Origin of the sequence: Streptomyces parvus, from assembly GCF_032121415.1 — a bacterium.
Classification (GTDB): Bacteria; Actinomycetota; Actinomycetes; order Streptomycetales; family Streptomycetaceae; genus Streptomyces; species Streptomyces globisporus_A.
Genome location: NZ_CP135079.1, coordinates 6,066,787 through 6,092,859 on the forward strand (window position 1 = coordinate 6,066,787; position 26,073 = coordinate 6,092,859).

The 26,073-nt window shown below is 73.2% G+C and carries 20 protein-coding genes and 1 pseudogene; 10 read left to right on the forward strand and 11 right to left on the reverse strand.

Annotation, left to right across the window (positions count from 1 at the left end; genetic code table 11):
* The first annotated feature begins 87 nt into the window (after nucleotides 1-87).
* On the forward strand, nucleotides 88-1,299 hold the full coding sequence (locus RNL97_RS28255; protein WP_313751353.1) for a L,D-transpeptidase: 1,212 nt from the start codon (nucleotides 88-90) through the stop codon (nucleotides 1,297-1,299).
* A gap of 28 nt (nucleotides 1,300-1,327) precedes the next feature.
* Here RNL97_RS28255 and sph read toward each other — a convergent pair whose 3' ends face one another.
* The 5 genes from sph to RNL97_RS28280 all read right to left on the reverse strand — a co-directional run bounded on the left by sph (nucleotide 1,328) and on the right by RNL97_RS28280 (nucleotide 6,632).
* Entirely contained in the window at nucleotides 1,328-2,308 is a 981-nt protein-coding gene (sph, locus tag RNL97_RS28260) for a sphingomyelin phosphodiesterase (RefSeq protein ID WP_243315823.1), read from the reverse strand.
* 231 nt (nucleotides 2,309-2,539) lie between these two features.
* Nucleotides 2,540-3,175: a class F sortase gene (locus RNL97_RS28265; protein ID WP_243315824.1), complete on the reverse strand. Its 636-nt coding sequence runs from the start codon at nucleotides 3,173-3,175 to the stop codon at nucleotides 2,540-2,542.
* A gap of 87 nt (nucleotides 3,176-3,262) precedes the next feature.
* Nucleotides 3,263-3,706: a hypothetical protein gene (locus RNL97_RS28270; RefSeq protein WP_030582702.1), complete on the reverse strand. Its 444-nt coding sequence runs from the start codon at nucleotides 3,704-3,706 to the stop codon at nucleotides 3,263-3,265.
* Nucleotides 3,707-3,823: 117 nt separating this feature from the next.
* The gene (locus RNL97_RS28275) at nucleotides 3,824-5,929 is read right to left on the reverse strand and encodes a sensor histidine kinase (protein ID WP_374115180.1); all 2,106 of its coding nucleotides are present in this window, start codon (nucleotides 5,927-5,929) and stop codon (nucleotides 3,824-3,826) included.
* Nucleotides 5,922-6,632, reverse strand: coding sequence for a response regulator transcription factor (locus tag RNL97_RS28280; protein WP_030582695.1), 711 nt, complete (start codon nucleotides 6,630-6,632; stop codon nucleotides 5,922-5,924). Before RNL97_RS28280 ends, RNL97_RS28275 begins: the two co-directional genes overlap by 8 nt.
* 156 nt (nucleotides 6,633-6,788) lie before the next feature.
* Here RNL97_RS28280 and RNL97_RS28285 point away from each other — a divergent pair, with 156 nt between their 5' ends.
* From RNL97_RS28285 to RNL97_RS28315, 7 genes are all read left to right on the forward strand, one after another.
* Entirely contained in the window at nucleotides 6,789-8,087 is a 1,299-nt protein-coding gene (locus RNL97_RS28285) for a cytochrome P450 (RefSeq protein WP_030582692.1), read from the forward strand.
* Nucleotides 8,084-9,337: a cytochrome P450 family protein gene (locus tag RNL97_RS28290; protein ID WP_243315825.1), complete on the forward strand. Its 1,254-nt coding sequence runs from the start codon at nucleotides 8,084-8,086 to the stop codon at nucleotides 9,335-9,337. The genes RNL97_RS28285 and RNL97_RS28290 overlap by 4 nt, the downstream gene beginning before the upstream one ends.
* 293 nt (nucleotides 9,338-9,630) lie before the next feature.
* Nucleotides 9,631-11,133, forward strand: a complete 1,503-nt coding sequence (locus RNL97_RS28295; RefSeq protein ID WP_243315826.1) for an aldehyde dehydrogenase family protein — start codon at nucleotides 9,631-9,633, stop codon at nucleotides 11,131-11,133.
* 175 nt (nucleotides 11,134-11,308) lie between these two features.
* Entirely contained in the window at nucleotides 11,309-12,928 is a 1,620-nt protein-coding gene (locus RNL97_RS28300) for a GMC family oxidoreductase (RefSeq protein WP_030582683.1), read from the forward strand.
* Complete coding sequence (locus tag RNL97_RS28305; protein ID WP_030582680.1) at nucleotides 12,925-14,103, forward strand: quaternary amine ABC transporter ATP-binding protein; 1,179 nt, start codon at nucleotides 12,925-12,927, stop codon at nucleotides 14,101-14,103. Before RNL97_RS28300 ends, RNL97_RS28305 begins: the two co-directional genes overlap by 4 nt.
* On the forward strand, nucleotides 14,103-16,088 hold the full coding sequence (locus RNL97_RS28310) for an ABC transporter permease (protein ID WP_030582676.1): 1,986 nt from the start codon (nucleotides 14,103-14,105) through the stop codon (nucleotides 16,086-16,088). The genes RNL97_RS28305 and RNL97_RS28310 overlap by 1 nt, the downstream gene beginning before the upstream one ends.
* Before the next feature lies 1 nt (nucleotide 16,089).
* Entirely contained in the window at nucleotides 16,090-17,064 is a 975-nt protein-coding gene (locus RNL97_RS28315; RefSeq protein WP_030582673.1) for an ABC transporter substrate-binding protein, read from the forward strand.
* Nucleotides 17,065-17,113: 49 nt separating this feature from the next.
* On the opposite strand, the gene RNL97_RS28320 is transcribed toward RNL97_RS28315, so the two are convergent.
* The 5 genes from RNL97_RS28320 to RNL97_RS28340 form a co-directional block, all read right to left on the reverse strand.
* The gene (locus tag RNL97_RS28320; RefSeq protein ID WP_030582670.1) at nucleotides 17,114-18,481 is read right to left on the reverse strand and encodes a cytochrome P450; all 1,368 of its coding nucleotides are present in this window, start codon (nucleotides 18,479-18,481) and stop codon (nucleotides 17,114-17,116) included.
* A gap of 122 nt (nucleotides 18,482-18,603) precedes the next feature.
* On the reverse strand, nucleotides 18,604-19,083 hold the full coding sequence (locus RNL97_RS28325; protein WP_030582667.1) for a hypothetical protein: 480 nt from the start codon (nucleotides 19,081-19,083) through the stop codon (nucleotides 18,604-18,606).
* Nucleotides 19,084-19,206: 123 nt separating this feature from the next.
* The gene (locus RNL97_RS28330; RefSeq protein ID WP_243315827.1) at nucleotides 19,207-20,064 is read right to left on the reverse strand and encodes a hypothetical protein; all 858 of its coding nucleotides are present in this window, start codon (nucleotides 20,062-20,064) and stop codon (nucleotides 19,207-19,209) included.
* The gene (locus tag RNL97_RS28335) at nucleotides 20,064-21,344 is read right to left on the reverse strand and encodes a VWA domain-containing protein (protein ID WP_030582661.1); all 1,281 of its coding nucleotides are present in this window, start codon (nucleotides 21,342-21,344) and stop codon (nucleotides 20,064-20,066) included. The genes RNL97_RS28330 and RNL97_RS28335 overlap by 1 nt, the downstream gene beginning before the upstream one ends.
* Nucleotides 21,345-21,434: 90 nt before the next feature.
* Nucleotides 21,435-22,061 (reverse strand): TetR/AcrR family transcriptional regulator, encoded by a 627-nt coding sequence (locus tag RNL97_RS28340; protein ID WP_030582659.1) that lies wholly within the window; start codon nucleotides 22,059-22,061, stop codon nucleotides 21,435-21,437.
* A 152-nt stretch (nucleotides 22,062-22,213) separates the two neighbouring features.
* On the opposite strand from RNL97_RS28340, the gene RNL97_RS28345 reads away from it, so the two are divergent.
* Both RNL97_RS28345 and RNL97_RS28350 read left to right on the forward strand, forming a co-directional pair.
* Nucleotides 22,214-23,863, forward strand: coding sequence for an ABC-F family ATP-binding cassette domain-containing protein (locus tag RNL97_RS28345; protein ID WP_243315828.1), 1,650 nt, complete (start codon nucleotides 22,214-22,216; stop codon nucleotides 23,861-23,863).
* A 6-nt stretch (nucleotides 23,864-23,869) separates the two neighbouring features.
* Nucleotides 23,870-24,413, forward strand: a pseudogene (locus tag RNL97_RS28350) (nucleotide disphospho-sugar-binding domain-containing protein).
* 4 nt (nucleotides 24,414-24,417) lie between these two features.
* Here the strand turns inward: RNL97_RS28350 and xylB are convergent.
* A complete protein-coding gene (gene xylB, locus RNL97_RS28355; RefSeq protein ID WP_313751354.1) occupies nucleotides 24,418-25,902 on the reverse strand; it encodes a xylulokinase in 1,485 nt (494 codons plus the stop codon).
* Nucleotides 25,903-26,073: the final 171 nt, after the last annotated feature.

Here is a 26,073-nt window from a genome sequence, read left to right on the forward strand (position 1 = left end):
CACGGCGTCTGAACTGGGGTTTTCCGGCTCTACAGTCGCAGCATCGCCGACTCGTCCGGCTCTCTCGCGGCTCTCCCGGAGGTCCTGTTGCCCCGCTCGTCACGCATACCCGTACTGGTCCACGCCCGCGTCCGCGCCGCCGTGGTGGCCGCTCTGGTGACCCCTCTCGCCGCCTGCTCGACGAGCGCCTCTCCCGGTGCCCCGGCCGCCGAGGCGACACCGAGCCCCGCCGACCGGCCCGTCACGGTCTCCGTCACACCGACGGGCAAGCAGACCCCGGCCGGTGAGCCCGTACGGGTCACGGTCTCGGGCGGCCGCCTCACCTCGGTGACCGTCACCGACACCGAGGGCCGCCGGCTGGCCGGAAAGGCCGCCGCCGACGGCCGGTCCTGGGTCTCCGACCGCAAGGCCGTACCCGGCGAGGCGTACGAGGTGACGGCCGCGACCCGGAGTGCGGGCGGAACCGCCCGGAGTGTCCGGTCCGGCTTCACCACGGCGGCGGCGGCCGAGGTCAACAAGGTCGACTGGCGACCGGGCACGGGCACCACCGTCGGCGTCGCCCAGCCCATCTCCCTGGTCTTCGACCATCCGGTCGAGAACCGGGCCGAGGTCGAGAAGCAGCTCAAGGTCACCACCTCGAACGACACCGAGGGCTCCTGGGGCTGGATGCGCGACTGGTCGGGCCGGGACCGGGTGGACTGGCGGCCCGAAACGTACTGGAAGCCGGGGACCGAGGTCACGCTGAAAGCCGAGCTGAACGGTACCGACTCCGGCGCGGACGGCGGCTGGTTCGTACGCGACTACACGACGGCCTTCACCATCGGCGACCGGCAGATCGTCGAGGTCGACCTCGACCGCCACCGGCTCTCCCTCGTACGGGACGGCAGGACGGTCCGCCGGATCCCGGTCTCCGGCGGCACGCCCGGCGGCGACAAGCGGTCCTGGCGAGGGACCGCCGTCCTCATGGCCAAGGAGGGCACGATCAACATGAACTCCGAGACGGTGGGCCTCGCCGACGCCTACGACAAGATGGTCGACCACTCCATGCGGTTGACCTGGTCGGGCATGTACGCCCACGCCGCCCCGTGGAACGCCCGCCATCTCGGCAGGGCCAACCGGAGTTCCGGGTGCATCGGTATGAGCGACGCGGACGCGGCCTGGTTCTACGGGCAGGTGCGGCCGGGCGATCCGTTCGAGATCACCGGCAAGGACACCAAGGGCGTGGTCGCGCCGGGGAACGGCTTCGGCGCGTGGAATCTCTCGTGGACCGAGTGGCAGGGGAAGAGCGCGTTGCGCTGAGACCGTTCGGCGCAGTGGGTCGTCGCGGTCACTGGCCGGAACCGATCACCGGATAGTGGTCGGAGAGGTTCGTGTACGTGTACTGCTTGCCCCAGCTGGACACCGTCCACGGGGTGCTCTGCTCCTTGACCACATCGTTCTTCCAGCCCGACGGCTTGGCGTGGCCCGTGCGGTGCAGGACGTGGTCCAGGTCCTCGCGGGGGTCGTCGGGGTAGCGCTCGGAGGCTATGGAGTTGTCGCGGGTGTCGAAGGAGTACGTGTGGCCCGTCCGGGAGTCCGGGGTGGTCAGGCCGGCGTCGGAGAGGAACGACGCGTACTCCGCCGAGTGCCCGTCGACGTTGAAGTCGCCTGCCACGACGACCTGTTCGGAGGCCGGGATGTTCTTCGCGTCGAGGAACGCGTCCATCTGCCTGAACTGCCGGCTGCGCGTCTGCGCCGCCTCGCCCGCCGAGCAGCCGGGGTCGGTCGACTGGGCGTGGGTGCCGACGACATGGACCCGCGCGCCGTTCACGTCCAGCACCGCGTAGGCGAAGCCCTTGTTCGAGAACCAGTCGCCGCCGCAGGCGTCCTTGAAGACGAACTGCTCCTTGCGCACGATCGGCCACTTGCTGAGGATGGTGACGCCGCCGTCCTCCGGCGTCGTCGCCGAGTAGGAGCCGCCCGTCGCGTCCCAGCCGCTCCTGCTCCGGCCGACCACCGGGGTCCGGTGCGGGTACTGGGCGGCCGAGTCGCGCAGCAGCGCGTCGGATGCGCCGTTGTCGAAGGCCTCCTGGATCACCACGACGTCGTTGCCCTGGAAGAACGACGTCTTCGGGATCTCGGCCGCCCGGTGGTCCTGGCCCCAGTTGGGGTACAGCGTCTTGCTGAAGAGGAACGCGTTGTACGAGAGCACCCGCAGTGACGGGGTCTCGGCAGCCGCTGCCTGCGGAGCGTTCGCGGCGAGGGTGACGGTGGCGAGCGCGGCGGACAGGGTGACGCCGGTCAGGCGGCGGAACGCGGTGTTCGGCACGGGGTCTCCTGGGATCGAGTGGGGGGCGTACCGGGCGACCCCCATCCAAGCAGCGGCAGTTACCCACGGGTAGACATCGGATGGCACGAGTCTGTCCGATCGGCTGCCATCCGGATCCCGGCCGGAAACGCCGACTCCGGTGCGCCGCGGCTCGGGGTACGCGGCGGCTCGGATACGCATCCGCCCGGGCGCGCCGCCGCTCGGGCGCGCCCAGCAGGGACGTGTCGCGGTTCAGGCGAGGGCGCCGTACACGATCAGGTTGTCCACCGGGTGGCCCTCCGCGTCGAACTCCCCGTCGCAGGTGATGAGCCGCAGCGTGCTGCCCTTCGTCGGGCCGTAGACCTTCTCGGTGGGGAACGCGTTCTTCCTGACCGCTTCCTTCCCCGTGACCGTGAAGCGCAGGGTCTTCCCCGCCCCGTCGCGGACCAGCACCTCGGCGCCGTCGGCGATGTTCTTGAGGTCGTGGAAGACGGCCCGGCCGAAACGGGTGTCGTTGTGGCCGATCAGTACCGCCGGGCCCGGTGCGCCGGGCACGGGCCCGCCGCGGTACCAGCCCGCCGTCATACCCTTCTCCGCCGGCGGGACCTCGACCGTGCCGTCCGCGTTGAGGCCCAGCTCCATGAGGGTGCTCCGTACGCCGATCGAGGGGATGGAGACCTCGGTGGGAGCCGACCGCTCCGCCTCATCCGTCCGGGGCGGCGCGGTCGATCCGGAGCCCGCCCCGTCCCGTGCCGAAGCGGAGGGGGCGGCGGCCTTGGCCGCGGAGGGCTCGTCGGACGAGCATCCGGCGAGGGCGACGCAGGCCGCGACGGCGGTCAGCAGCGCGGCGGTCCGCCGGAAGCGGTGGGGCGTACGGGGCGACGGCACAGAAGACTCCGGAATCGGGGCGGGGGTGGCTCGGGGACGGGTGTGGCGCCGTCCCGGTGCGGGGCGGCGCCACAGTCAGCGGTCGGGTCAGCCGTTGTGGCCGGCCGCCGAGCGGCGGCGCAGCACGAGCGTGCCCGCCCCCGCGAGCAGCGCGGCCCCGGCCGAACCGGCCAGCAGCGCGGTGCTGTTGTCGCCACTTCCGGCCGGGCGTTCACCGGCGGCGACACCGCCGCGCGGGGTCACCGCCGGTGCGGCCTCCGAGGGTGCGGTCTCCTTCGCCGCGGGTGCCGGGCGGTCGCCCGCCGCCACGCCGCCGCGCGGGGTCACCGCCGGGGCGGCGTCCCTCGGGGCTTTTGACGGGGCATCCGCCGCGGCCTCGGTCCGCTCCGGGGCCGGTGTGGCCGCGACGGGCGCCGACGGCTTCGGGGAGGCGTCGGCGAAGGCGGCGGCGGACGGGACCAGCACCGCGCCGGCCGCGACAGCGGCGAGGACGGCGGCGCGCAGGGTGGTGCGCGAGGGGAAAGCGGTCATACGGATGGCTCCATTCCATACTTTGCCCGTGACGGTCCCGGGTGCCGGTTCGCACCGGGGACGGGGCATGCCGCCAGGCTGGCGTGGAGATATGAAGAAGCTGTCAGAACGCTGTGGTCATCCCATCAGGGGCCGGACGGCGGCTCTTCCGGGCAGCCGGAGGGTGAACGTCGACCCCTCGCCCTCGGAGCTCGTCGCCTCCACCGTGCCGCCGTGCGCCTCGACCAGTTTGCGGACGATGGCCAGGCCCAGACCGCTTCCGCCGGTGCGGCGGCTGCGGGACTTCTCGGCGCGCCAGAACCGGTCGAAGACATGGGGGAGGCCGTCCGCGGGGATACCGGATCCGGTGTCCATCACCTCGATCACCACCGTCCCGCCGCCGATCACGACCGGGCCGCCGCTCTCCTCGGAGACATACGGCCCGGAGGCGTCCCGCCCAGAGGCGTACGGCCCGCGAACGACCGGCCCGGCGGCGTCCGGCTCCGCGACGTACGCACGCAGCGTCACCCGCCCGCCCTCCGGCGTGTGCCGTACGGCGTTGGACACCAGGTTGCCCACCGCCTGCCGCAGCCGGACCGGGTCCGCGCTCAGCGCCGGGCCAGGGGCGGGTGTCGTGACGGCGAGCGTCACCCCCGCCTTCTCCGCCCGTGCCTGGTGCGCGGCGGCGACCTGGCCCAACAGCTCCCGGACCTCGACGGGTTCCGGGTGCAGGCGCAGCGCCCCCGCGTCGGCCGCCGCCAGGTCCTGGAGGTCGTCGATGATGTGCTGGAGCAGCACGGCCTCCTCCAGCAGCGAGGAGACGAACGCCGGGTCGGGGTCGGCGAGTCCGTCCTGGGCGGCCTCCAGCCAGCCCCGGATGTTGCTCAGCGGGGTGCGCAGCTCATGGGCGACATCGCTCACCATCGCCTTGCGCTGTTCCTCCAGCCGCGCCCGATGGGCCGACATGTCGTTGAACGCCGCGGCCAGCCGCCCGACCTCGTCGTCCCCCGACACCGGCACCGACGCCGACTGCTCCCCGTCCCGCATCCGCTGCGCTGCGCCGGTCAGAGCATGCAGCGGACGTACCAGCCGGGCTCCCGCGAACACCGACGCGCCCACCGTGAGGGCCAGTACGAGCGCGGCTGCTCCGGCGATCCTGGCGGTGTTCGCCGGGGAGAGATCGAAGCCGGGCAGCGTCGCGCCGCCCTCGTCACCGATGAAGAGGAGGGCGGGGGACGCCACGTAGGAACTGAGCTGTTCGCTCCGGGCCGTGCCCACGCAGGACGCGATGGCCCGGTCGTTCTCCCCGGTCCGCTCCGGCATCGCGACCGACGGCGCGGCCTCCTCCGCGGGGGCGTCGCGCGGCGCGGGCACCGGCCGTGGCGTGAGCGCCCCGGGGTCGGCCGGCACGGCCACGGGGGCCGGATCGCCCCAGGACAGATCGTTGTTCAGCTGTACGCCGTCGCGGCCCTGGCGCTTCAGGCAGGCGTCGGCCAGCTCGGTGAGCGCGTCGAGCGCCTTGCGTTCCGAACGGGTGGGCGTGTCCAGGGCGGCGAGATCGCAGCGGGTGCCCAGGGCGCGTTCGGGGTCGTTGCCCACGATCTGCACCCGGGGGCGGCCGCTCGCGCCGACCACCACGTCCGAGGCGATCCCCGCCCGGTTCAGGCACGCCACCTTGTCGTCCGCCGTCCGCCGCAACGCCCGGATGTCGGCCGCGGAGAGCCGGAAAGGACCCACTGCCCGGGGGTCGATCCGGTCGGCCGCCGTCCCCTGCCCGTTGGCCCCGCGCGCCGCCAGAACGGTGTCCACGGACAACGGGTCGACCACGGCCGACGCCTGCGGCGGGAGCGCCGGGGCGGTCGGCCCGGTGGCGGAGTCCGCGAGCGGCTGACGGCCCTGCGTGGTCAGGGCGACCCGGCGGCCCGACTCCCGCGCCAGCTTCCGGACCGTCGCCCCGACCCCGTCCCAGGTCGGGTTGCGGGCGGCGTACTCCAGCAGGGTGTCGTAGATCCGGGCGTCCGCGGTGAGGTTCTGCCCCTGCTCCTGCTTGATCGCGCCCGAGGTGGTCTGTACGGCGATCCAGGCGGTGGCCGCCACCGAACACGCGGCGACCAGTGCGGAGACGGCGAGCAGCCGCCCCAGCAGACTGCGCCGCAGCGGCAGCCGTGCCCGGTCCGGCCGGGGCGGCGGCAACCGGGCCCGGCCCGGCTCCTGCCGCGCGCCGTGCCCACGAGCCCTACGCACGCCGGGCCGCGGCCTTCGCCGGGTCCGTCAGTTTGTAGCCGACGCCGAAGACGGTCAGCAGCCGCTCCGGCCGCCGAGGGGCCCGCTCGATCTTCTTGCGCAGGTTCATGACGTGCACGTCGACGGTCCGGGCGCTGATGTAGCGGTCGAACCCGTGGAGTTCCTCCAGGAGCCGCTGCCGGCTGAACACCCGGTCCGGTCCGGCCGCCAGGGCCGCCAGGATCCGGAACTCGCCCGGGGTGCACTCCACCGTCCGGCCGCCCACCGACACCTCGTGCCGCTCCGGGTCGACCACCAGGGTGCCGACGCGCAGCACCGGGTCCTCGGCCACCGGGTCCGGGGCGGCGGACCGCCGGGTGCGCCGCAGCAGGGTGCGGACCCGGGCCATCAGCTCGCGCGGGCTGTAGGGCTTGGTCATGTAGTCGTCGGCGCCGAGGTCGAGACCGAGCAGGAGATCGTCCTCGGTCGACCGCGCGGTCAGCATCAGCACGGGCAGTTCGCGGTCCTCGGACCGCAGCACCCGCACCACGTCCAGGCCGTCGGCCCGGGGCATCATCACATCGAGAACGAGCAGGTCGGGTTCCCGGTGCCGGACGGCGTCGAGCACGGCGAGGCCGTCGCCCACGATCCGTACGGCGTGTCCTTCCCGTTCCAGATAGCGGCGTACGAGCTCGGCCTGCTTCTCGTCGTCCTCGGCGACCATGACGTCTGCGCACACGCCCCCGATCGTAGAGCGGCGGGACCACGATCGAAAATGAGCGCGAACAGGGCCCAGGGGTTCACAGAACCTCCTTATAGTGGTGCCGCGTTGATCGTATGGTCGCAACGCGCGAAGTCGCCGCCACTGGGAGTCCGTACGATGACGAACCCCTCGTCCGCCACGCCCGCGTCCCCGACCGGTACCGGCGGCTGTCCCATCGGCGCCGGTACGGGCGCCGTCGCCCTCGGAGGGCCCGGTTCCGACGCCGAACCCCAGGACTTCTACCGCTCCATGCGGCGCGAGCACGGCCCCGTCGTCCCGGTCGAGCTGCCCGGCGGCTTTCCCGCCTGGCTGGTGATCGGCTACCGGGAACTCCACCAGGTCACCAGTGACGGGGAGTTGTTCCCCCGGGACGTCTCCCTGTGGAACCAGTGGGGCGACATCCCCGCCGACTGGCCGCTCCTGCCCATGGTGGGGACCCCGATGCCGTCCATCTACTTCACCGCCGGGGCCGAGCACCGCCGCCACGTCGACATGGTCGTCCCCGCCCTCGAAGGGGTGGACCCCTTCGAAATCCGGCAGCACTGCGAGCAGTTGGCGGACCGGCTCATCGACGCCGTCTGCAGCCGGGGAACCGCCGACCTCGTCGCCGAGTTCGCCGAACCGCTGCCCGTCCTCGTACTCGCCCGGCTCGTCGGCTTCCCCGACGACGAAGGCGCCGACATCGCACGCGTGCTCAAGGACCTCGCTGACGGCGGGCCCGAGGCACAGAAGGCGCACCTGCGCTTCGGCGAGCACATGCAGCGGCTCGTCGCGGACAAGCGGGCCCGGCCCGGCGACGACGTGACCTCGCGGATGCTGGCCCACCCCGGGCCGTTCACCGACGAGGAGTACGCGCTCGACCTGATGGCCATCACGGCCGCCGGGCATCTGACCACCGCCGACTGGATCAGCAACTCAACCCGGCTGATGCTCACCGAGGACCAGTTCGCCGACGCGCTGTCCGGCGGCCGGCACAGCGTCGCCGAGGCCATGAACGAGGTGCTCTGGGAGGACGGCCCCACCCAGATCCTGGCCGGTCGCTGGGCGGCGCGTGACACCCGGCTCGGCGGCCGGAGCATCGTCCGCGGCGACATGCTGCTGCTCGGCCTCGGCGCCGCCAACGCCGACCCCCACATCCGGCAGCAGGTCACCGCATCCGCCGTCCGCTCCGGGCAGGGCGGCAACAGCGCCCATCTGGCGTTCAGCCACGGCGAGTACCGCTGCCCCTTCCCCGCCCAGGAGATCGCCGAGATCATCGCCCGCACCGGCATCGAAGTGCTGCTGGACCGGCTGCCCGATCTCGAACTGGCCGTCCCCGCCACCGACCTGGTCCGCCGGCCGTCCGCCTTCCTGCGCGGCACGATCGCGCTGCCCGTCCGCTTCACCCCCGTACGCACGACAGGAGACGCGTTGTGAACTGCCCGCACGCCGAAGCCGCCCGAGCCGGTCGGAACGCCGGGGTCATCACCATCGACCCCATGGTCCGGGACCTGGACGGCGAGACCGTACGGCTGCGGGAGGCCGGGGTCCTCGCCCGGATCGACCTGCTCGGCGTCCCGGCCTGGACGGTCACCCGGCACGCCGAAGCGCGCCAACTCCTCGTCGACCCGCGGCTGGTGAAGGACATCGACGCCTGGGGCCTGTGGCAGAGCGGAGTGGTGACACGTGCATGGCCGCTGATCGGCATGATCGACGCCGGGCGCTCCATGTTCACCGTCGACGGGGCCGAGCACCGGCGGCTGCGTACCAAGACCTCGCAGGCGCTGACCCCTCGTCGGCTGGAGGCGATCCGCCCGGAGATCGAGAAGTTCACCGACGAACTGCTGGACGCCCTCGACGCCGCACGCGGCGGCGACGGGGTCGTCGACCTGAAGGCGGTGTTCGCCCAGCCGCTGCCGATGAAGGTCGTCGGCCTGCTGATGGGCGTCGACGAATCCCAGCACGCCATGCTCACCCGGCAGTACAAGGCATTCTTCTCCATGCTCACCCCGCAGGACGAACGCCTCGCCCTGCTGGCGGAGTTGGACGTCTTCTACACCGACCTCGTACGGGAGAAGACCGCCCGGCCCACGGACGACCTCACCAGCGCGCTGATCCTGGCCGACGAGGGCGGCGAACCGCTCACCGAGGAGGAGGTGGTGGGCAACCTCAAGGCCATGGTCGCCGCCGGGCACGAGACCACCATCGGGCTCGTCCTCAACGCCGTACGCGCCCTCCTCTCCCACCCCGACCAGCTGCGCCTGGTGCTCGACGGGGAGGTCGGCTGGGACGCGGTGATCGAGGAGACGCTGCGCTGGGACACCCCCACCACCCATCTGCTGATGCGGTTCGCCACCGAGGACATGGCCGTCGGCGAAGTGGTGATCCGCAAGGGCGAGGGAGTCGTCATCTCCTACCGGGCCATCGGCCGGGACTTCGAGCAGCACGGCCCCGACGCCGACGCCTTCGACATCACCCGCCCCACCCGTAACCGCCACATGACCTTCGGGCACGGCCCGCACATCTGCCCCGGCGCCGCCCTGTCGCGCGTCGAGGCGGGTATCGCGCTGCCCGCCCTGTTCGCGCGCTTCCCCGGACTCCGCCTCGCCGTCCCGGACGAGGAGATCACCAGACTTCCCGTGATGACGCAGAACGACATGGCCGCCTTCCCGGTCCTCCTGGGCTGACGGTGCGACCGACGAGGCGGGGAGGGGCCGGAGGTGCGGGAGCACGCGGCCACCGGCCGACGGCCCCGGGATCACTTGCCCGACCGGCACCGGGCCGCTCGGGAGGGGGCCCGGGAAGCACCCCCGCCGGAGCCTTCACGCGTGAGGCGTATCACTCTGCGTGAAATTCTCGGCATACATCCTGCCGGACTGGGGAGGGGTCCAGGCCGCTGGTGCGCCGGATGTCGGCCCGCCATGCGATGCCCTGGCCGAAACCGGAGGGGGCATTTCAGGCACGGAAGGCTAAACACGACATGCTGGAGCTCAGCACCATCCACATCGACGGCACCTGGCGGGCCGCCGTATCGGGCGAGACCCGCCCGGTCCTCGACCCCGCCGACGCCACGGTCCTGGCCGTCGTCGCGGAGGGCGGCGTGGCGGACACCGACGCGGCGATCGCGGCGGCCCGGCGCGCCTTCGACGACGGCCCCTGGCCGCACCGGCCCGTCGCCGAGCGGGCCGGGCTGCTGCGCCGGGTCGCCGAGCTGCTCCAGCGGGACCGCGAGGAGATCGCGATCACCGAGAGCCGCGACACCGGCAAGACCCTCGAAGAGGGCCGCGTCGACGTCGACGACGTCACAGGCGCCTTCCGCTACTTCGCCGACCTCGTGATGAACGAGAGCGGCGGCCGGGTCGTCGACGCGGGCGACCCCGACGTCCACAGCATCGTCGTGCACGAGCCCGTCGGCGTCTGCGCCCTCATCGCGCCCTGGAACTACCCCCTCCTCCAGGCCAGCTGGAAGATCGCCCCGGCCCTCGCCGCGGGCAACACCTTCGTGCTCAAGCCCAGCGAGGTCACCCCGCTCTCCACCGTCCACCTGATCAAGCTGCTCGCCGAGGCCGGACTCCCCGACGGGACCGCCAACCTCGTCACCGGCGCGGGCGACCCCGTGGGCGCCCGGCTCTCCGAGCACCCGGACGTCGACCTGGTCTCCTTCACCGGCGGCCTCGCCAGCGGTACGAAGGTGGCCCAGGCCGCCGCGCCGACCGTGAAGAAGGTGGCCCTGGAGCTCGGCGGCAAGAACCCCAACGTGGTCTTCGCCGACGCCTGCGCCACCGAGGAGGGCTTCGACACGGCCGTCGACCAGGCGCTGAACGCCGCGTTCTTCCACAGCGGCCAGGTCTGCTCCGCCGGGGCCCGCCTGATCGTCCAGGACTCGGTCAGCGAGCGCTTCGTCACCGAGCTGGCCCGCCGCGCCGACGCGATCCGCCTCGGCCGGGGCACCCTCGACGGCGTCGAGTGCGGCCCCCTCGTCTCCGCCCAGCAGCTCGCCAAGGTCGAGGCGTACGTCGCCTCCGCCCGCGAGGAGGGCGCCGTCGTCCGGGCCGGCGGCGAACGCCCGAAGCCCGGCGACGTACTCCCCGAGGGCGGCTACTTCTACCGCCCGACCGTCCTCGACGGCTGCCACCGCGAGATGAAGGTGGTCCGCGAGGAGACCTTCGGCCCGATTCTCACCGTCGAGACCTTCCGTACCGAGGAAGAGGCCATCAGGCTGGCCAACGACACCGACTACGGGCTCGCGGGCGCCGTCTGGACGACCGACGCCGGGCGCGCCCGCCGGGTCGCCGGACGGCTGCGCCACGGCACCGTCTGGATCAACGACTACCACCCCTACCTCCCGCAGGCCGAGTGGGGCGGCTTCGGGAAGTCCGGCACGGGACGCGAACTCGGCCCGACCGGGCTCGCCGAGTACCGCGAGTCCAAGCACATCTACCAGAACCTCAACCCGCGCCCCCAGCGCTGGTTCGCCGGCTGACGCCTGCTGGGCCTGTCGTCACCTGCCCACCTGCCGGTCGACGCCCGGCCGCCCTTCGGGCGACGACGGCATGCGACGGCAAGGCCCCGGAGCCCCGGTCGAAGCAACCCCGGGGCCCCGCCCGGATGTTCGCAGCACCACGCACACGCACGAACCTTGCAGAAGGAGCAGACCGATGCCTCCCACCCCCCGCAGCACCGCAGTCCCCGACCCCGAAGGCCCCGTGGCCGACTACGTGATCGTCGGCGGCGGCACCGCCGGATCGGTCATCGCCTCCCGGCTCACCGAGGACCCGGACGTGACCGTCACGGTCATCGAGGGCGGCCCCACCGACATCGACCGCGACGACGTGCTGACCCTGCGCCGCTGGCTCGGCCTCCTCGGCGGCGACCTCGACTACGACTACCCCACCACCGAACAGCCGCGCGGCAACAGCCACATCCGGCACAGCCGCGCCCGGGTGCTCGGCGGCTGCTCCTCGCACAACACGCTGATCAGCTTCAAGCCGCTGCCCGGCGACTGGGACGAGTGGGCCGAGGCGGGCGCCGAGGGCTGGGACGCGGCCGCGATGGACCCGTACTTCGCCAAGCTGCGCAACAACATCGTCCCGGTCGACGAGAAGGACCGCAACGCCATCGCCCGCGACTTCGTCGACGCCGCCCAGGAGGCGGCGGGGGTCCCGCGCGTGGACAGCTTCAACAGCAAGCCGTTCCACGAGGGCGTCGGCTTCTTCGACCTCGCCTACCACCCCGAGAACAACAAGCGCTCCTCCGCGTCGGTGGCCTACCTCCACCCGCACATCGAGGCCGGAGACCGTCCCAACCTCCGGATCCTGCTGGAGACCTGGGCCTACCGCCTGGAGTTCGACGGCACCCGCGCCACCGGCGTCCACGTCCGCACGAAGGACGGCGAGGAGATCCTGCTGCGCGCCGCCCGCGAGGTCATCGTCTGCGCGGGAGCGGTGGACACGCCCCGGCTGCTCCTGCACTCCGGGATCGGCCCCCGCGAGGACCTGTCCGCCCTCGGCATCGACGTGCGCCACGACCTCCCCGGCGTCGGCGAGAACCTGCTCGACCACCCCGAGTCCGTCATCGTCTGGGAGACCGACGGGCCCATCCCGGAGAACTCCGCGATGGACTCCGACGCGGGACTCTTCGTCCGCCGCGACCCCGGATCCCGGGGCCCGGACCTGATGTTCCACTTCTACCAGATCCCCTTCACCGACAACCCGGAGCGGCTCGGCTACGAGAAGCTGGAGCACGGCGTGTCGATGACCCCGAACATCCCCAAGCCGCGCAGCCGGGGCCGCCTCTACCTCACGAGCGCCGACCCCGAGGTCAAGCCCGCCCTGGACTTCCGCTACTTCACCGACGAGGACGACTACGACGGCCGCACCCTGGTCGACGGCATCAAGCTCGCCCGGGAGATCGCCCGCACCGAGCCGCTGGCCCACTGGCTCAAGCGCGAGGTCTGCCCCGGCCCCGAGGTCACCTCGGACGAGGCCATCAGCGAGTACGCCCGCAAGGTCGCCCACACCGTCTACCACCCGGCCGGCACCTGCCGGATGGGTGCCGCCGACGACCACGAGGCCGTCGTGGACCCGCAGTTGCGCATCCGTGGCCTGGAGGGCATCCGGATCGCCGACGCGTCCGTCTTCCCGACCATGCCCGCCGTCAACCCGATGATCGGCGTCCTCATGGTCGGTGAGAAGTGCGCCGAACTCCTCGCGGACCAGGCGCGCGGGACCGCGCCGGCCGCCGGAACCAGCACCAGCACCGGAGGCGATGCCCGATGACCGGAACCGAGACCCGCAAGGCCGCCGGGCCCGCCGGGAACACAGGGGCCACCGGAAACGACGAGAACCCGGTGTTCTCCGTACGCCACCTCTGGAAGGTCTTCGGCCCCAAGGCCGACCGCGTCCCCGGCAGCGAGCACGCCGCGCTCCCGCCCGCCGAACTGCGCGAGGCCACCGGTTGCACCGCCGCAGTCCGCGACGTCTCCTTCGACGTCCGCAAGGGCGAGGTGTTCGTCGTCATGGGCCTGTCGGGCTCCGGCAAGTCGACCCTCGTACGCTGTCTGACCCGGCTGATCGAGCCCACCAGCGGCACCCTCTCCATCGACGGCGAGGACGTCCTCGCGATGGACCGCTCCCGGCTGCGCGAACTGCGCCGCCACCGCGCCGCGATGGTCTTCCAGCACTTCGGACTCCTGCCGCACCGCACGGTGCTGGACAACGTCGCCTACGGCCTGGAGATCCAGGGGCTGAGCAAGGCCGAACGCCGCGCCAAGGCAGCGGAGCTGGTGGCGAAGGTCGGTCTCGGCGGTCTTGAGGACCGCCGCCCCTCGCAGCTCTCCGGCGGCCAGCAGCAGCGCGTCGGGCTCGCCCGCGCGCTCGCCGTCGACCCGTCCGTCCTCCTCTTCGACGAGCCGTTCAGCGCGCTGGACCCGCTGATCCGCCGCGAGATGCAGGACGAGGTGGTCCGGCTGCACCGCGAGGAGGGCCGCACCATGGTCTTCATCACCCACGACCTCAGCGAGGCCCTGCGCCTGGGCACCCGGATCGCGCTCATGCGCGACGGCGGCATCGTCCAGCTCGGCACCCCCGAGGAGATCGTGGGCTCGCCCGCCGACGACTACGTCCGCGAGTTCGTCCGCGACGTCCCGCGCGAGCAGGTACTCACCGTCGCCACCGCCATGCGGCCCGCGCTCGCCGGGGAGAGCGAGCGCGGTCCGGCCGTACGCCCCGAAGCCACCGTCTCCGAGGCCATCGAAGCGGTCTCCCGCTCCGGCGACCCCGTCGCCCGGGTGATGGACGGCGGCCGGCTCGTCGGCGTCGTCGACCACGGCTGCCTGCTCGACGTCGTCGCCGGAACGTCCGGACCGGGCGCGGCGGCCACGCCCGCGCCGTTCCCCTACGGGACCCCCGGAGCCCCCGACGCACCGGACGGCTCCCGCGAGGTGACCCTCTGATGGCCACCGCACAGGCCACCCCCGCCCGCCCCGCCACAGCGGGCGGGCGCCGGGGGCCGCTTGCCGCTCTCCGCGACCGTCCCGCCGCCGCGAAGCTCCTGTTGCTCGCGCTCGTCGCCGCCGTCGTCGTGCCCGTCGTGCACGGTCGCTGGGGCGGCGGGATCTGGCCCGAGGCGCTGACCGCCGACCTCTCCGCCCCGCTCGGCGAGGTCACGGACTGGATCGTCTCCAACCGCGACAGCCACCCGTTGTTCCTCTACTTCTTCGGCCACATCAGCAACGCCGTCGTCCTCTCCGTACGCGGCGTCTACCTGGTGCTCCTGGCCCTCGGCTGGGCCGGCGTCACCGTGTTCGCCGCCGCCGTCGCCTGGCGCGTCGCCGGGGTCCGCCTCGCCCTGACCGCAGGCGTGTCGTTCCTGCTCTGCGGGCTGCTCGGCATGTGGGTGCCGACCATGCAGACGCTCGCGCTGATGGTCGTCGCCGTCCTCGCCTCCGTCGTGCTGGGGCTGCTTTTGGGCCTCGCCGCCGGTCTCTCGGACCGCGTGTTCCGCATCCTGCGCCCGGTGCTCGACACCATGCAGGTGCTGCCCGCCTTCGCCTATCTGCTCCCGGTGGTGCTGGTGTTCGGCATCGGTGTGCCCGGTGCCGTCCTCGCCACCGTCGTGTACGCGGCCCCGCCGATGGCCCGGCTCACCGCGCTCGGCCTGCGCGGCGCGGACGGCGGCGTCATGGAGGCCGTCACCTCGCTCGGCGCCACCGGACGCCAGCGGTTGCTGAGCGCCCGGCTCCCGCTGGCCCGCAAGGAACTCCTCCTCGGCCTCAACCAGACCATCATGATGGCGCTCTCCATGGCCGTCATCGCCTCCGTGATCGGCGCGGGCGGCCTCGGCGACCGCGTCTACCAGGCGCTGTCCTCCGTGGACGTCGGCGCCGCCCTCGCCGCGGGCATCCCGATCGTGCTGCTGGCCGTCGTCCTGGACCGTACGACGGAGGCGGCAGGCCGCCGTATCGGCGCCGAGCCCACCGGCCCGGCCCTGCTGCGCGGCTGGCGCGGCTGGTCCCTGGCCGCCGCGGCCACCGCGGCCGTCGCGGGCGCCGGGCGGGCGGCCGACGGCCAGGTGTGGCCCGACGACCTGACCGTGGCCATCGCCGGACCGGTCAACACCGCCAAGGACTGGATGGTCGACCACCTCTACACCGGGGTGCCCGTCGTCGGCGGCACCGCCGACCTCGCCTCCCACTTCACCAGCGGCGTCCTCAACCCGCTGCGTAGCGGCCTCACCGCTCTGCCCTGGTGGTCGGTGCTGCTGATCGTCGCCGCCCTCGCCTGGACCATCGGCACCTGGCGCACCGCCGCCACCGCCGTCCTCGCCATGGCCGCGATCGGCGTCCTCGGCGTCTGGGAGCCCTCGATGGACACCCTCAGCCAGGTGCTCGCCGCCGTCGCCGTCACCCTGGTCATCGGCTTCGGCGTCGCCGTCGGCGCGGCCCGCAGCGAACGCCTGGAGCGACTGCTGCGCCCCATCCTGGACGTCTTCCAGACCATGCCGCAGTTCGTCTACCTGATCCCCGTCGTCGCCCTCTTCGGCGTCGGCCGCGCCCCCGCCGCCGCTGCGGCGGTCGTCTACGCGCTGCCCGCCGTCATCCGCATCACCACCCAGGGGCTGCGGGGCGTCGACCCGGCGGCGATGGAATGCGCGCGTTCGCTGGGCGCGACCCCGGGCCAGCAACTGCGCCAGGTCCAGATCCCGCTGGCCAGGCCCTCCCTGCTGCTCGCCGTCAACCAGGCGGTCGTGCTGGTCCTCGCCGTCGTCATCATCGGCGGACTCGTCGGATCCGGCGCCCTCGGTTACGAGGTCGTCCTCGGCCTCGCCCAGGGCGATCTGGCCACCGGTCTCGTCGCCGGAGCGGCCATCGTCTGCCTCGGCCTCATGCTCGACCGGGTCACCCAGCCCACCACCCGCCGCCAGCGACAGGAGAGCTGAGATGAACCGCTCCCGTACGCGCCTGATCACGGCGCTGTCGTCGGCCGCCGCCCTGCTCGCCACGGCGGGCTGCGGCGCCGCCGACATGACCAAGCAGGCCTCCCCGTTCGCCGCCCCCGCCGGGGTCAGGACGGTGACGCTCTCCGTCCAGTCCTGGGTCGGCGCCCAGGCGAACGTCGCCGTAGCCGAGCAGCTCCTCAAGGAGGAGCTCGGCTACCGCGTCGACCTCGTCCAGACCGACGAGGTCCCCGCCTGGGACGCCCTCAGCCAGGGCCGCGTCGACGCGATCCTGGAGGACTGGGGCCACCCGGACCAGGAGAAGCTGTACATCGACGAGAAGAAGACCATCGTCCGGGGCGGCGACCTCGGCGTCACCGGCCACATCGGCTGGTACGTCCCGAAGTACTGGGCCGACAAGAACCCCGACGTCACCGACTGGAAGAACCTCGACAAGTACGCGGACGAGCTGAAGACCGCCGAGAGCGGCGGCAAGGGCCAGCTGATGGACGGCTCGCCGTCCTACGTCACCAACGACGTGGCCCTGGTGAAGAACCTGGACCTGGACTACAAGGTGGTCTTCGCCGGGTCCGAGGCGGCCCAGATCACCCAGATCCAGCAGTTCGCCAAGGAGAAGAAGCCCTTCCTCAGTTACTGGTACCAGCCGCAGTGGCTGTTCAACGAGGTGCCGATGGTCGAGGTGGAGCTCCCCGAGTACACGGACGAGTGCGCCGCCAAGGACCCGGCGGACATCGACTGCGCGTACCCGACGACACCGCTGCAGAAGTTCCTCAACGCCGACTTCGCCGAGCGCGGCGGGGACGCGTCCGCGTTCCTGAAGAAGTTCCACTGGTCGGAGAAGGACCAGAACGAGGTGTCCGAGATGATCGCCTCGCAGAAGCTCACCCCCCAGGAGGCGGCGAAGCGCTGGATCGAGCGCCACCCGGACGTCTGGAAGACGTGGCTGCCCGAGGGCTGACGCTCTCCGGCGCCCGGCTCCTCTCCCGAGGGGCCGGGGAGCCGGCCCGCTACCGCGCCCGGACCGTCGCCGTGACGTCCCGGTCCGGCTGGAGCGTCAGGCCCGTCACCGGGGTGATCTCACCCGGGTCGACGTCGAGCGTGAACCGGCGGGCCAGCACGGCCAGCAGGAGGACGGCCTCCACCATCGCGAAGCGCGTTCCGATGCAGACCCGGGGCCCGCCGCCGAACGGGAACCACGCGTACTCCGGTATCTCGTCGCCGCCCGTGGGGTCCCAGCGCTCGGGCCGGAACTCCTCCGGCTCCGGGAACCACCGCGCGTCGCGCTGCGTGGCCCACTGGCTGGTCCACACCCGGGTGCCCTCCTCGATCGGCAGGCCCCCGACCGTCGCTCCTGCCTTCGCGATACCGGTGAGCAGCCAGACCGCCGGGTACAGCCGAAGGGTCTCCTTCACCACGGCCTGGGTGTACGTCAGCCGCGTGTAGTCCTCGAAGCCGGGCTCCCGGTCGCCGAGCACGTGGTCCAGCTCCTCGGCGAGCGCGTCGCGCACCCGGGGGTTGCGGCCGAGCAGATACCACACCCACACCAGCGTCGTACTCGTCGTCTCATGACCGCCGATGTACAGCGTGACCGTCTCGTCGCGGATCTCGTCGTCCGTGAGGTGCCTCCCGCTCTCGTCGACGGCGGCGAGCAGCCGGCTGAGCAGGTCGGGGCGTTCCTCCTCGCTGTCCCGGTGCCGGGCGACGACCCGGCCCACCTCGGCGTCGATGACGGCGGCGGCCTTCTTGATCCGCCCCCGGCCCGGCGTCGGCACCCAGTCGGGGAGCAGCGCGCCGATCCCGGCGAACTCCTTGCCGATCTCCATCTGGGCGACGTCCATCGCCCGGCCCATCGCCTCGGAGTCCGCGGGGGTGTCCACCCCGAAGATCGTCCGCACGGCGATCTTCTGCGTCAGCGCGGCCATCTCCTGCTTGACGTCGATCCGTTGGCCGTCCGACCAGCGGTCCGCCAGCTCCACCGCCGAGTCGGCCATCGTGGCCGCGTACGACGTGACCTGCTTGGGCCGCACCGAGGGCTGCACCAGCGAGCGTTTGCGCCGCCAGTCCCGGCCCCGCGCCACGAGCATCCCGTTCCCCAGCACCGTACGGAACGCGATACCGAGCTTCGGCTGGTCGAAAGTGTGCTCCGTCCCGGTCAGCAACTCGCCTATGCAATCGGGGTCGGAGAGGAAGACGCACCGGTGGCGGCCGAACCGCCAGCGCACCATGTCCCCGTGCCCGCGCAGGAGTTCGAAGAAGGCCAGCGGATTCTTCCCGAACTGCGGCAGGTTCCCCACCAGCGGCAGCCCCTTGGGCCCCGGCGTGAACGCGTGGCCGCGAGGCTGGGTGCCGGGCACCGGACCGGTCTGCGTGGACATCGAGGAACTCCGCTCCCTGGGGCGCGCCATGCCGACGCGCAACCGTTCGAACCCATCGAACAGGATGGGGGCGGCGCTTCACCAGGACGTCGGCGGCGCATGGCCAGAATCCGCCAGATGCCTTACTGGATGGGCGAGTTGTCGAGGGCAGCCGCAGCTGCCTGCGGATTCGCACAGGGATGGGGGGCGGAGTTTCGTCCCCGGGGGAGAATCCCCGGCCGGGGCACCACGACGAGCTGGACGTCGTCCTCGTACACGACCCTGCCGGGATCCGCGGACTCCAGCCGCTCGCAAGGCACCCCGTGCGCGGCCAGCAGCGCGAGATAACCCGGGATCCGGTCCAGCAGATGGGTCGCGGTCCCCTTGAACCAGGCCACCGCCCCGGGGTTCACGTCGGGGTCGTACACCGACGGGTCGACCCGCGAGGGGTCGGGGTACGCGGCGTCGTACCAGTCGTTCCCCGCCCGCCAGAAGCGGTGCTGCTCCTCGCTGAGACGCCCCTCCCCCGCCAGTCCGTTGGCCAGGGCGAAGATGCCCGGGAATTGGCCCCGGGGGCTCCGCTCGGTGCTCTGGAACCGTACGTACGTCGTCGTCCCGCTCATCGCGTTCCCCTCCGCCGCGTCGGAGCCGGCCCGGCGTGCCCCGGCCTCGACGGTCCGGCCCTTGTCGGGAGCCAGGATCGTCGAGGCCGGGGCGGGCCGCCATGCGCGGCGCCGGCGCGTCTGTCAGAGGCCGGGCGGCAGGTGGGCCGGGCGGCCCCGGCCCCGCGTCAGCGAATAGCCGAACACGGCTGCCAGCGCGGCGAGCACGCCACCGCCCACGGTCCACAGCCAGCGGTCGGTCCACCAGCCCGAGGACCAGCCGTCCTCCGGCTCACCGGTGGCGACGGCCCGCGGCGCGCCCGAAGCACGTGCGTCGCCCGTCTCGCCCGCCGAGGCGATCGAGACGCCCGGCACGAGCGGCTCGGAGAGGGTGCCGCCCCCGTCATGGCCCCCGCCCAGCTCCTCGACGCTCGTCCGGACCTCGACGCCGACCGGCAGCCCCAGGTCGGAGGCGGGCAGGTCCACCACCGTGAGGCGGACGTAGTAGCTGCCGGGCAGCGGGTCGTTCGCCCAGGGCTCGGACCAGGACCGCACGGGGCGCAGGACGCAGGACAGCTCGACGGTGGCCGCGTCGGCCGCGGCCTTACGGGTCTGGTGGCCGTACATGCAGGCCTGGCGGCGGCGCAGCCCGTCGTACACGTCGACCTGCCAGGTGGACGTACCGCGCCGGGCGGCGCTCTCGGGCAGCCTGACCGTGGCCTCGACGGTGGGCCGCTGACCGGCGTCGGCCGGGAACACCCAGTACAGGTAGTCGCCGGCCGAGGCCCGGGCGGTCCCGGTCTGGCCCTGCTTGAGAGCGGTCGCCGTACGGAACGTGGTGCCGGCCTCCGTGGGTCCGGCCTCGTCCCCGGCGGGGCTCGCGCTCGCCGACGGATCGTCAGCGAGCGCCGGGCCTGCGGTGGTGAGAAGGGTCAGTCCGACGAGCAGCGCCCCGGTGAGCGCGTGTCGTACGCCGCGGGTGCGGCGAAGTGTCCTGGTCATCAGTTCGTCCTCCAGACGGCCACACGCCAGCGCGAGAGCCAGCCGGCCAGCAGGCCCGCGACCAGTCCGGTCAGCACGAGCACGCCGAGCAGCCACCAGCCGCGGCCGAGCCCGAAGGCCGCCACGTCCGAGGCGTTGTCCGGGCCGTCCACCAGATCCACGGTCAGCTCGACCGGCAGGCCGGGAGACCGCTTCACCGAGGCGGGTGCGGAGAAGGAGTGGGCGAGCTGGAGGCAGACGGTCTCGGCGGCGGGCTTGCCGGCGCCGTCGTCACCGTCCTCCGCCTCGGGCTTCGGGTAGCGCAGGCCGGACGAGATCACGTCCGTGCGGCCGGTCCCGGCCTCGGCGCCCCGGACGATCTCGCGCCCGTGTACGGTCACCGCGCGCAGCAGCACCCCGTAGTCGTTGTCCACGGCACGGTCGGCCGCGACGCTCGCCGAGGCGCGCAGCTCCTGACCGGGCAGCACATCGACGCGGTACCAGCGGTGCCGGCCGATCTCCGAGCGGTCGGTGAAGAGGCCCGGCTTCAGCTCGGGCGCGCCGGAACAGCTCTTGGCCCCCTCGGTCGCCACCGGAGTGACGGCGGGCTCGGCGGCCCGGTCCACCAACTGCTTGACGCGGCCGGAGAGTTCTTCCTTGTGCTGGACGGCGGTGTACGTGCCGCCGGTGGCCTCCGCGATACAGGTCAGCTGCTGGCGGATCCTGGCGTTGGGCACCAGACCCAGCGTGTCCACGACCAGGTGGGTGCCCCGGGCCGCGATCTCCCGGGCCACCTCGCACGGGTCGAGCGGCCCGCAGGTGTCCTCGCCGTCCGTGATGAGCACGATCCGCCGCGAACCGTTCCCGCCCTCCAGATCGTCGGCAGCCCCGAGCAGGGCGGGCCCGATCGGGGTGAACCCGGTGGGGGCGAGGGTGGCGACCGCGGTCTTGGCCTCCGTACGGTCGAGCGGGCCGACCGGGTAGAGCTGCCGGGTGTCCTTGCACCCGACCTTGCGGTCCTCACCCGGATAGTCCGCACCGAGCGTCCGGATCCCGAGCTGAACCTGCTCGGGCACCGCGTCCAGAACGTCGTTGAACGCCTGCTTGGCGGCGGCCATCCGGGACTGGCCGTCGATGTCCCGGGTGCGCATGGAACCGCTGACGTCGAGCACCAGCTCGACCTTGGGGGAGGGGCCGGCGGGGGCTTCGTCGGCGGCGGCGGGAATCGCGGTGCCGAGCCCGGCGGCCAGGGTGGCGAGCGTTATGCCCACCCCGGTCGTCAGCCGTTTTCTAGTGATCATCGCCGGATCTTATGGAAAATTAGTTCGTATTCCCAACCGGGGGCTTCGGGGCCCGTGCCCCCGGTCGCCGCTCCTCGCCGCACCCCTCCGTCAGGGCTCTTCGCCCGGTGCCGGGCGGGTGAACGCGCCGGCGGTGGCGGCCAGAGCCGCCGTGGTCGCCGCCTGGGCGGCCAGGTGCCGATCGGGGGCGGTCCGCAGCAGCACCAGGTGGTGGTAGAGGGGTGCGGTGGCGGCGATCAGCAGGGGCCGGGCGGCTGTGTGCGGTGGGAGTTCGCCCCGGGAGGCGGCGCGCTCGACGATGGCCTCGCAGCGTGTGTACCGGTCCTCCCACAGTCGCTGCTGGGCCTCGGCCGCCCGTGAGGAGCGGAACGAGGCGGCGACCAGGGCCTGCGGGATCGAGGGCCGTACGGCCAAGGAGTCATGGATCTCCTCGTTGAGGGCCGTCAGATCGCCGCGCAGGGAGCCCGTGTCCGGCGGAGCCCAGTCGTCCTCGCCCGCCGCGTCGAGGACATCGGCGAGCAGGCCGCCGATGTCCTGCCAGCGCCGGTAGACCGTGGTCCGGTGCACCCCGGCGCGGGCCGCGACGGCCTCCATCGTGAGCCCCTCGAAACCGTGTTCGCCGAGTTCGGCACGGACGGCGTCGAGCACCTGGGCCCGGATGCGCGCGGTGCGGCCGCCCGGCCGGCGGCCCGGCGGGTCGTGCGGCGGCGGGTTCATCGGCAATCCCGTTGCCCGGTGGGGGTGGTCATGGCAGCATCTTAAAGCAACAGTTGTCGCACTAGTGGAGTCGCCGATGTTCCTCCGAAGCTTCCCCCCGGCCTCGCGGTCCACCGCCATCGCCTCTTCCACGACAGCTTCGGAGTCGCCGTATGCCCACCCAGATCACAGCGCTCGCCGTCAGCAAGGCCTTCGGCGGCAGGCCCGTCCTCGACTCGGTGACCTGCTCGTTCGCGCCGGGTGAACGCACCGCCGTCGTCGGCGAGAACGGGTCCGGCAAAACCACCCTCCTGCGGCTGCTCGCCGGGCGGGAGAGCCCCGACCAGGGGCGGATCGTCGTGCGGGCCGACGGCGGCGTCGGCTACCTCGCCCAGGACGAAGACCTCCCGGCCGCCATGACGGCGCAGCAGGTGATCGACCGTGCCCTCGGCGACCTCCGGTCGATCGAGGCCCGGATGCGCCGCCTGGAAGCGGCGATGGCCGGCGGCGACCCGTCGGTCCTCGACGCGTACGCCGACGCCGTCTCGGTCTTCGAACTGCGCGGGGGCTACGACGCCGACGCCCGGTTGGAGCGGGCCCTGCACGGACTCGGCCTGCGCCAGGTGGACCGCGCCTCGACCATGGGTGCGCTCTCCGGCGGTGAGCGGGCCCGGCTGCGCCTCGCCGCGGTGCTGGCGGCGGCCCCGGAGGTGCTGCTCCTCGACGAGCCGACCAACCACCTGGACGAGGCCGCCCTGACCTGGCTGGAGGAGCACCTGCGCGGCCACTGGGGCACCACGGCGGTCGTCTCGCACGACCGGGGCTTCCTGGAACAGGTCGCCTCCGGCTTCCTGGAAGTGGACGGGGACCGGCACGACGTCGTCCGGTACGGCAACGGCTATGCCGGCTACCTCGCCGAGAAGGCCGCGGCCCGGCTGCGCCGGCGCCGGGACCACGAGCGGTGGTGCGAGGAGACCGGCCGACTGCGCGACGCGATCGCCGGCACGGCCCGCCGGGTTGCGCCCGGCCGTCCGATGAAGGACGGCGACAAGCTCTCCTACAACCAGGCCGGCGCTCGCGTGCAGCAGTCGCTGGCCGGCCGCGTCCGCAACGCCGAGGAACGGCTGCGCCGCCTGCTGGCCCACCCCGTCCCGGCCCCGCCGGACCCGCTGGCCTTCTCACCCGCCCTGCACGCCGCACCCCTGACCGGCACGGTGATCGACGCCGTCGGAGTCGGTGTCTCGGGCAGGCTGGCCCCGGTCGACCTGACGGTACGGGCGGGCGAACACCTGCTGATCACCGGCGGGAACGGCGCGGGGAAGAGCACCCTTCTCAGCGTCCTGACCGGCGAACTGGCCGCCGACCAGGGGTACGTCGTCCGGCGAGGCCGGCTCGGCCACCTCCGGCAGGACCCCGCGCCGGGCTCGCCGCACGAGACCCTGCTGGCCGCCTACGCACGCGGGCTGCCGGGGGACCCGGACGAGCACGCCGAACGGCTGCTGGCGCTCGGGCTGTTCGACCCTGACCGGCTGTCGGTGCCCGTCGCCCGGCTCTCCACCGGTCAGCGTCAGCGGCTCGCCCTGGCACGGCTGGTCTCCCGGCCCGCCGACGTGCTGCTCCTCGACGAGCCCACCAACCATCTCTCTCCCGCTCTCGCCGAGGAGTTGGAGAGCGCCCTGTCCGGTTTCGCGGGCACCGTCGTCCTCGTCAGCCACGACCGGCTGCTCCGGCGCCGCTGGCGGGGCACCCGACTGACGCTGCGGGCCGACCGCGTGCCCGTACTCGAAGGCCCGGCCTCCCGTGCCCCCACCCGAAGCGAGTGATCACCCCTGTCCCGGCACCGCTCCCACATCGCGATCATCGGCATCCCGATCGTCAGCCACGTCCTGCCCAGCCTCGGTATCGTCCGCGAACTGGTGGCCCGCGGCCACCGGGTCACCTACGCCAACGACCCGGTCGTGGAGGACCGGATCGCCGCGACCGGAGCCGCGTTCGTCCCGTGCGCCTCGACGCTGCCGGTCGCGGACAACAACTGGCCCACCGACCCCGCGGGCGATCCTGGAACAGGCGGACGCGTTCGTCACCCATGCCGGAATGGGCGGCTGCGGCGACGGCCTCCGCGCGGGCGTCCCGATGATCGCCGTGCCCCAGGGCGCCGAACAGTTCATGAACGCGGACCGGCTGGTGGAGTTGGGCGTCGCCCGCCGTGTCGACATCGCGGACGCCACCGCCGAAACCCTGCGGGCCGCCCTGGACGACCTGCTCGCCGACCCCGAGGTGGCGCGCAGGTCCGCACGGCTGCGCGCCGAGGCCCTGAGCGAGGGCGGCGTCCCGCGTGCCGTACGCCTCATCGAGGAGACGCTGGTGCCCTGAGCCGTCACGCACCTCCGAGCAGCGGCTGAGACGCCTGCTCCAGGACGGACGTGACCCGCTCCCAGGTCTCCGTGTCCCGTTCCACCGGCGGCAGCTGACGGTCCGTCCCGGACGTCTGCCAGGCCGTCGCCAGGGCCACCGGGTCGCCGCCGCCCGCGGCCGAGGCGGCCAGCGCCGCCGCGCCGAGGGCGACCAGCTCTCCGCTGCCCGGGATGACCAGCGGGCGGCCGGAGAGGCGGCGTACCGTCTCCACCCACATTCCGCCCTGAGCCCCGCCGCCGATCAGGCGCAGCGGGCGGGCGGCGACCTCGGGGGAGTCCGGGTCGAGGCCGCAGGCCGACAGCAGTTCGTCCGTGGCGCGCAGCACGGTGACGGCCGCGCCCTCGTAGGCGGCGCCCAGCAGTTGCTGCCGGGTCGAGTCGTGGCGGAGTCCGGTGAGGAGGCCGGAGGCGGTCGGCAGGTCGGGGGTCCGTTCGCCGTCGAGGTACGGGAGCAGGACCGCCTCGCCGCCGGGTGCCGCGTCCTCGCGGTCCAGGCCCAGCAGGGCCGCCACCTTGTCCACGGCGAGCGTGCAGTTGAGGGTGCAGGCCAGCGGGAGGTACGTACCGTCGGCGGCGGCGAACCCGTTGAGCGCCGGGGAGGCGGGCCGGGTGCGGGAGGCCGCGAACACCGTGCCGGAGGTCCCGAGGCTGAGGGCCGGGTGGTCCAGCAGCCCCTCGCCGCCCAGCCCGAGGCCCACGGCCGCGCTCATGTTGTCGCCCGTGCCGGCCGCCACGGCGATGCCCGCGGGCAGGCCGAGCGCCTCGGCCGCCGCTTCGGTGAGCGAGCCGATCCGGGCCGCCCCGGTGGGCGCCACCTCAGGGAGCAGGGCCGCGTCCAGGCCGAGGAGGTCCAGCAGTTCGGGGTCGTACGCGCCGGTCGCGGTGGAGTACCAGCCGCTGCCCGAGGCGTCCCCGGGGTCGGTGGCGGCGACGCCCGCGAGGCGCTCGGTCAGGAAGTCGTGGGGGAGCCGGACCGCCGCCGCGTCCGCCGCGCTCGCCGGGTCGTTCTCCCGCAGCCACTGCCACTTGGAGGCGGTGATGGACGCCACCGGCACGGACCCGGTCCGCGCCGTCCAGGCCCCCGGCCCGCCGAGCGCATCCGTGAGACCGGCGGCCTGCGGCGCGGAGCGGGTGTCGTTCCACAGCAGCGCGGGGCGCAGCGGCCGGCCCGCCCGGTCGAGCACGACGAGCCCGTGCTGCTGCCCGGCCACCGCGATCCCGGTGACCGCGCGGGCGGGGAGACCGGACTCCTTCAGCCCTGCGGCCACCGCCTCGCACAGCGCCCGCCACCAGATCTCCGGATCGCTCTCCCGGGCCCCCGCCTCGCCGGTGACCAGGTGCGGGGCGCGCCCCACGGCGAGCTGTTCGCCGGTCACGGCGTCGATGAAGGCTGCCTTGGTGGACTGCGTCGAACTGTCCACGCCGATGACGACGGCGGGTGACGGCATGGGGAGCCTCTTTCGTGCTGCGGGGCTGGTCAGGGGGCTGGTCGCGGGTGGGACCGCTGTGCGGGGCGCGCGCCGGTCATTCAGCTGCGGCATGAACAAATTACGGGATGCGTGGCCCGCTGCACAGGGGGTCGCGGGTGTTCCGCACGGCCGGGGGGTTCCGTGCCGGGG

Excerpts from the sequence above, each read along its gene's own strand:
- RNL97_RS28325 (WP_030582667.1), bottom strand. The coding sequence starts at position 19,083 with ATGAGCGGGACGACGACGTACGTACGGTTCCAGAGCACCGAGCGGAGC.
- RNL97_RS28315 (WP_030582673.1), top strand. The coding sequence starts at position 16,090 with ATGAACCGCTCCCGTACGCGCCTGATCACGGCGCTGTCGTCGGCCGCC.
- RNL97_RS28310 (WP_030582676.1), top strand. The coding sequence starts at position 14,103 with ATGGCCACCGCACAGGCCACCCCCGCCCGCCCCGCCACAGCGGGCGGG.
- RNL97_RS28345 (WP_243315828.1), top strand. The coding sequence starts at position 22,214 with ATGCCCACCCAGATCACAGCGCTCGCCGTCAGCAAGGCCTTCGGCGGC.
- RNL97_RS28285 (WP_030582692.1), top strand. The coding sequence starts at position 6,789 with ATGACGAACCCCTCGTCCGCCACGCCCGCGTCCCCGACCGGTACCGGC.
- RNL97_RS28335 (WP_030582661.1), bottom strand. The coding sequence starts at position 21,344 with ATGATCACTAGAAAACGGCTGACGACCGGGGTGGGCATAACGCTCGCC.
- RNL97_RS28330 (WP_243315827.1), bottom strand. The coding sequence starts at position 20,064 with ATGACCAGGACACTTCGCCGCACCCGCGGCGTACGACACGCGCTCACC.
- RNL97_RS28320 (WP_030582670.1), bottom strand. The coding sequence starts at position 18,481 with ATGTCCACGCAGACCGGTCCGGTGCCCGGCACCCAGCCTCGCGGCCAC.
- RNL97_RS28300 (WP_030582683.1), top strand. The coding sequence starts at position 11,309 with ATGCCTCCCACCCCCCGCAGCACCGCAGTCCCCGACCCCGAAGGCCCC.
- xylB (WP_313751354.1), bottom strand. The coding sequence starts at position 25,902 with ATGCCGTCACCCGCCGTCGTCATCGGCGTGGACAGTTCGACGCAGTCC.
- RNL97_RS28295 (WP_243315826.1), top strand. The coding sequence starts at position 9,631 with ATGCTGGAGCTCAGCACCATCCACATCGACGGCACCTGGCGGGCCGCC.
- RNL97_RS28270 (WP_030582702.1), bottom strand. The coding sequence starts at position 3,706 with ATGACCGCTTTCCCCTCGCGCACCACCCTGCGCGCCGCCGTCCTCGCC.
- RNL97_RS28340 (WP_030582659.1), bottom strand. The coding sequence starts at position 22,061 with ATGAACCCGCCGCCGCACGACCCGCCGGGCCGCCGGCCGGGCGGCCGC.
- RNL97_RS28280 (WP_030582695.1), bottom strand. The coding sequence starts at position 6,632 with ATGGTCGCCGAGGACGACGAGAAGCAGGCCGAGCTCGTACGCCGCTAT.
- RNL97_RS28305 (WP_030582680.1), top strand. The coding sequence starts at position 12,925 with ATGACCGGAACCGAGACCCGCAAGGCCGCCGGGCCCGCCGGGAACACA.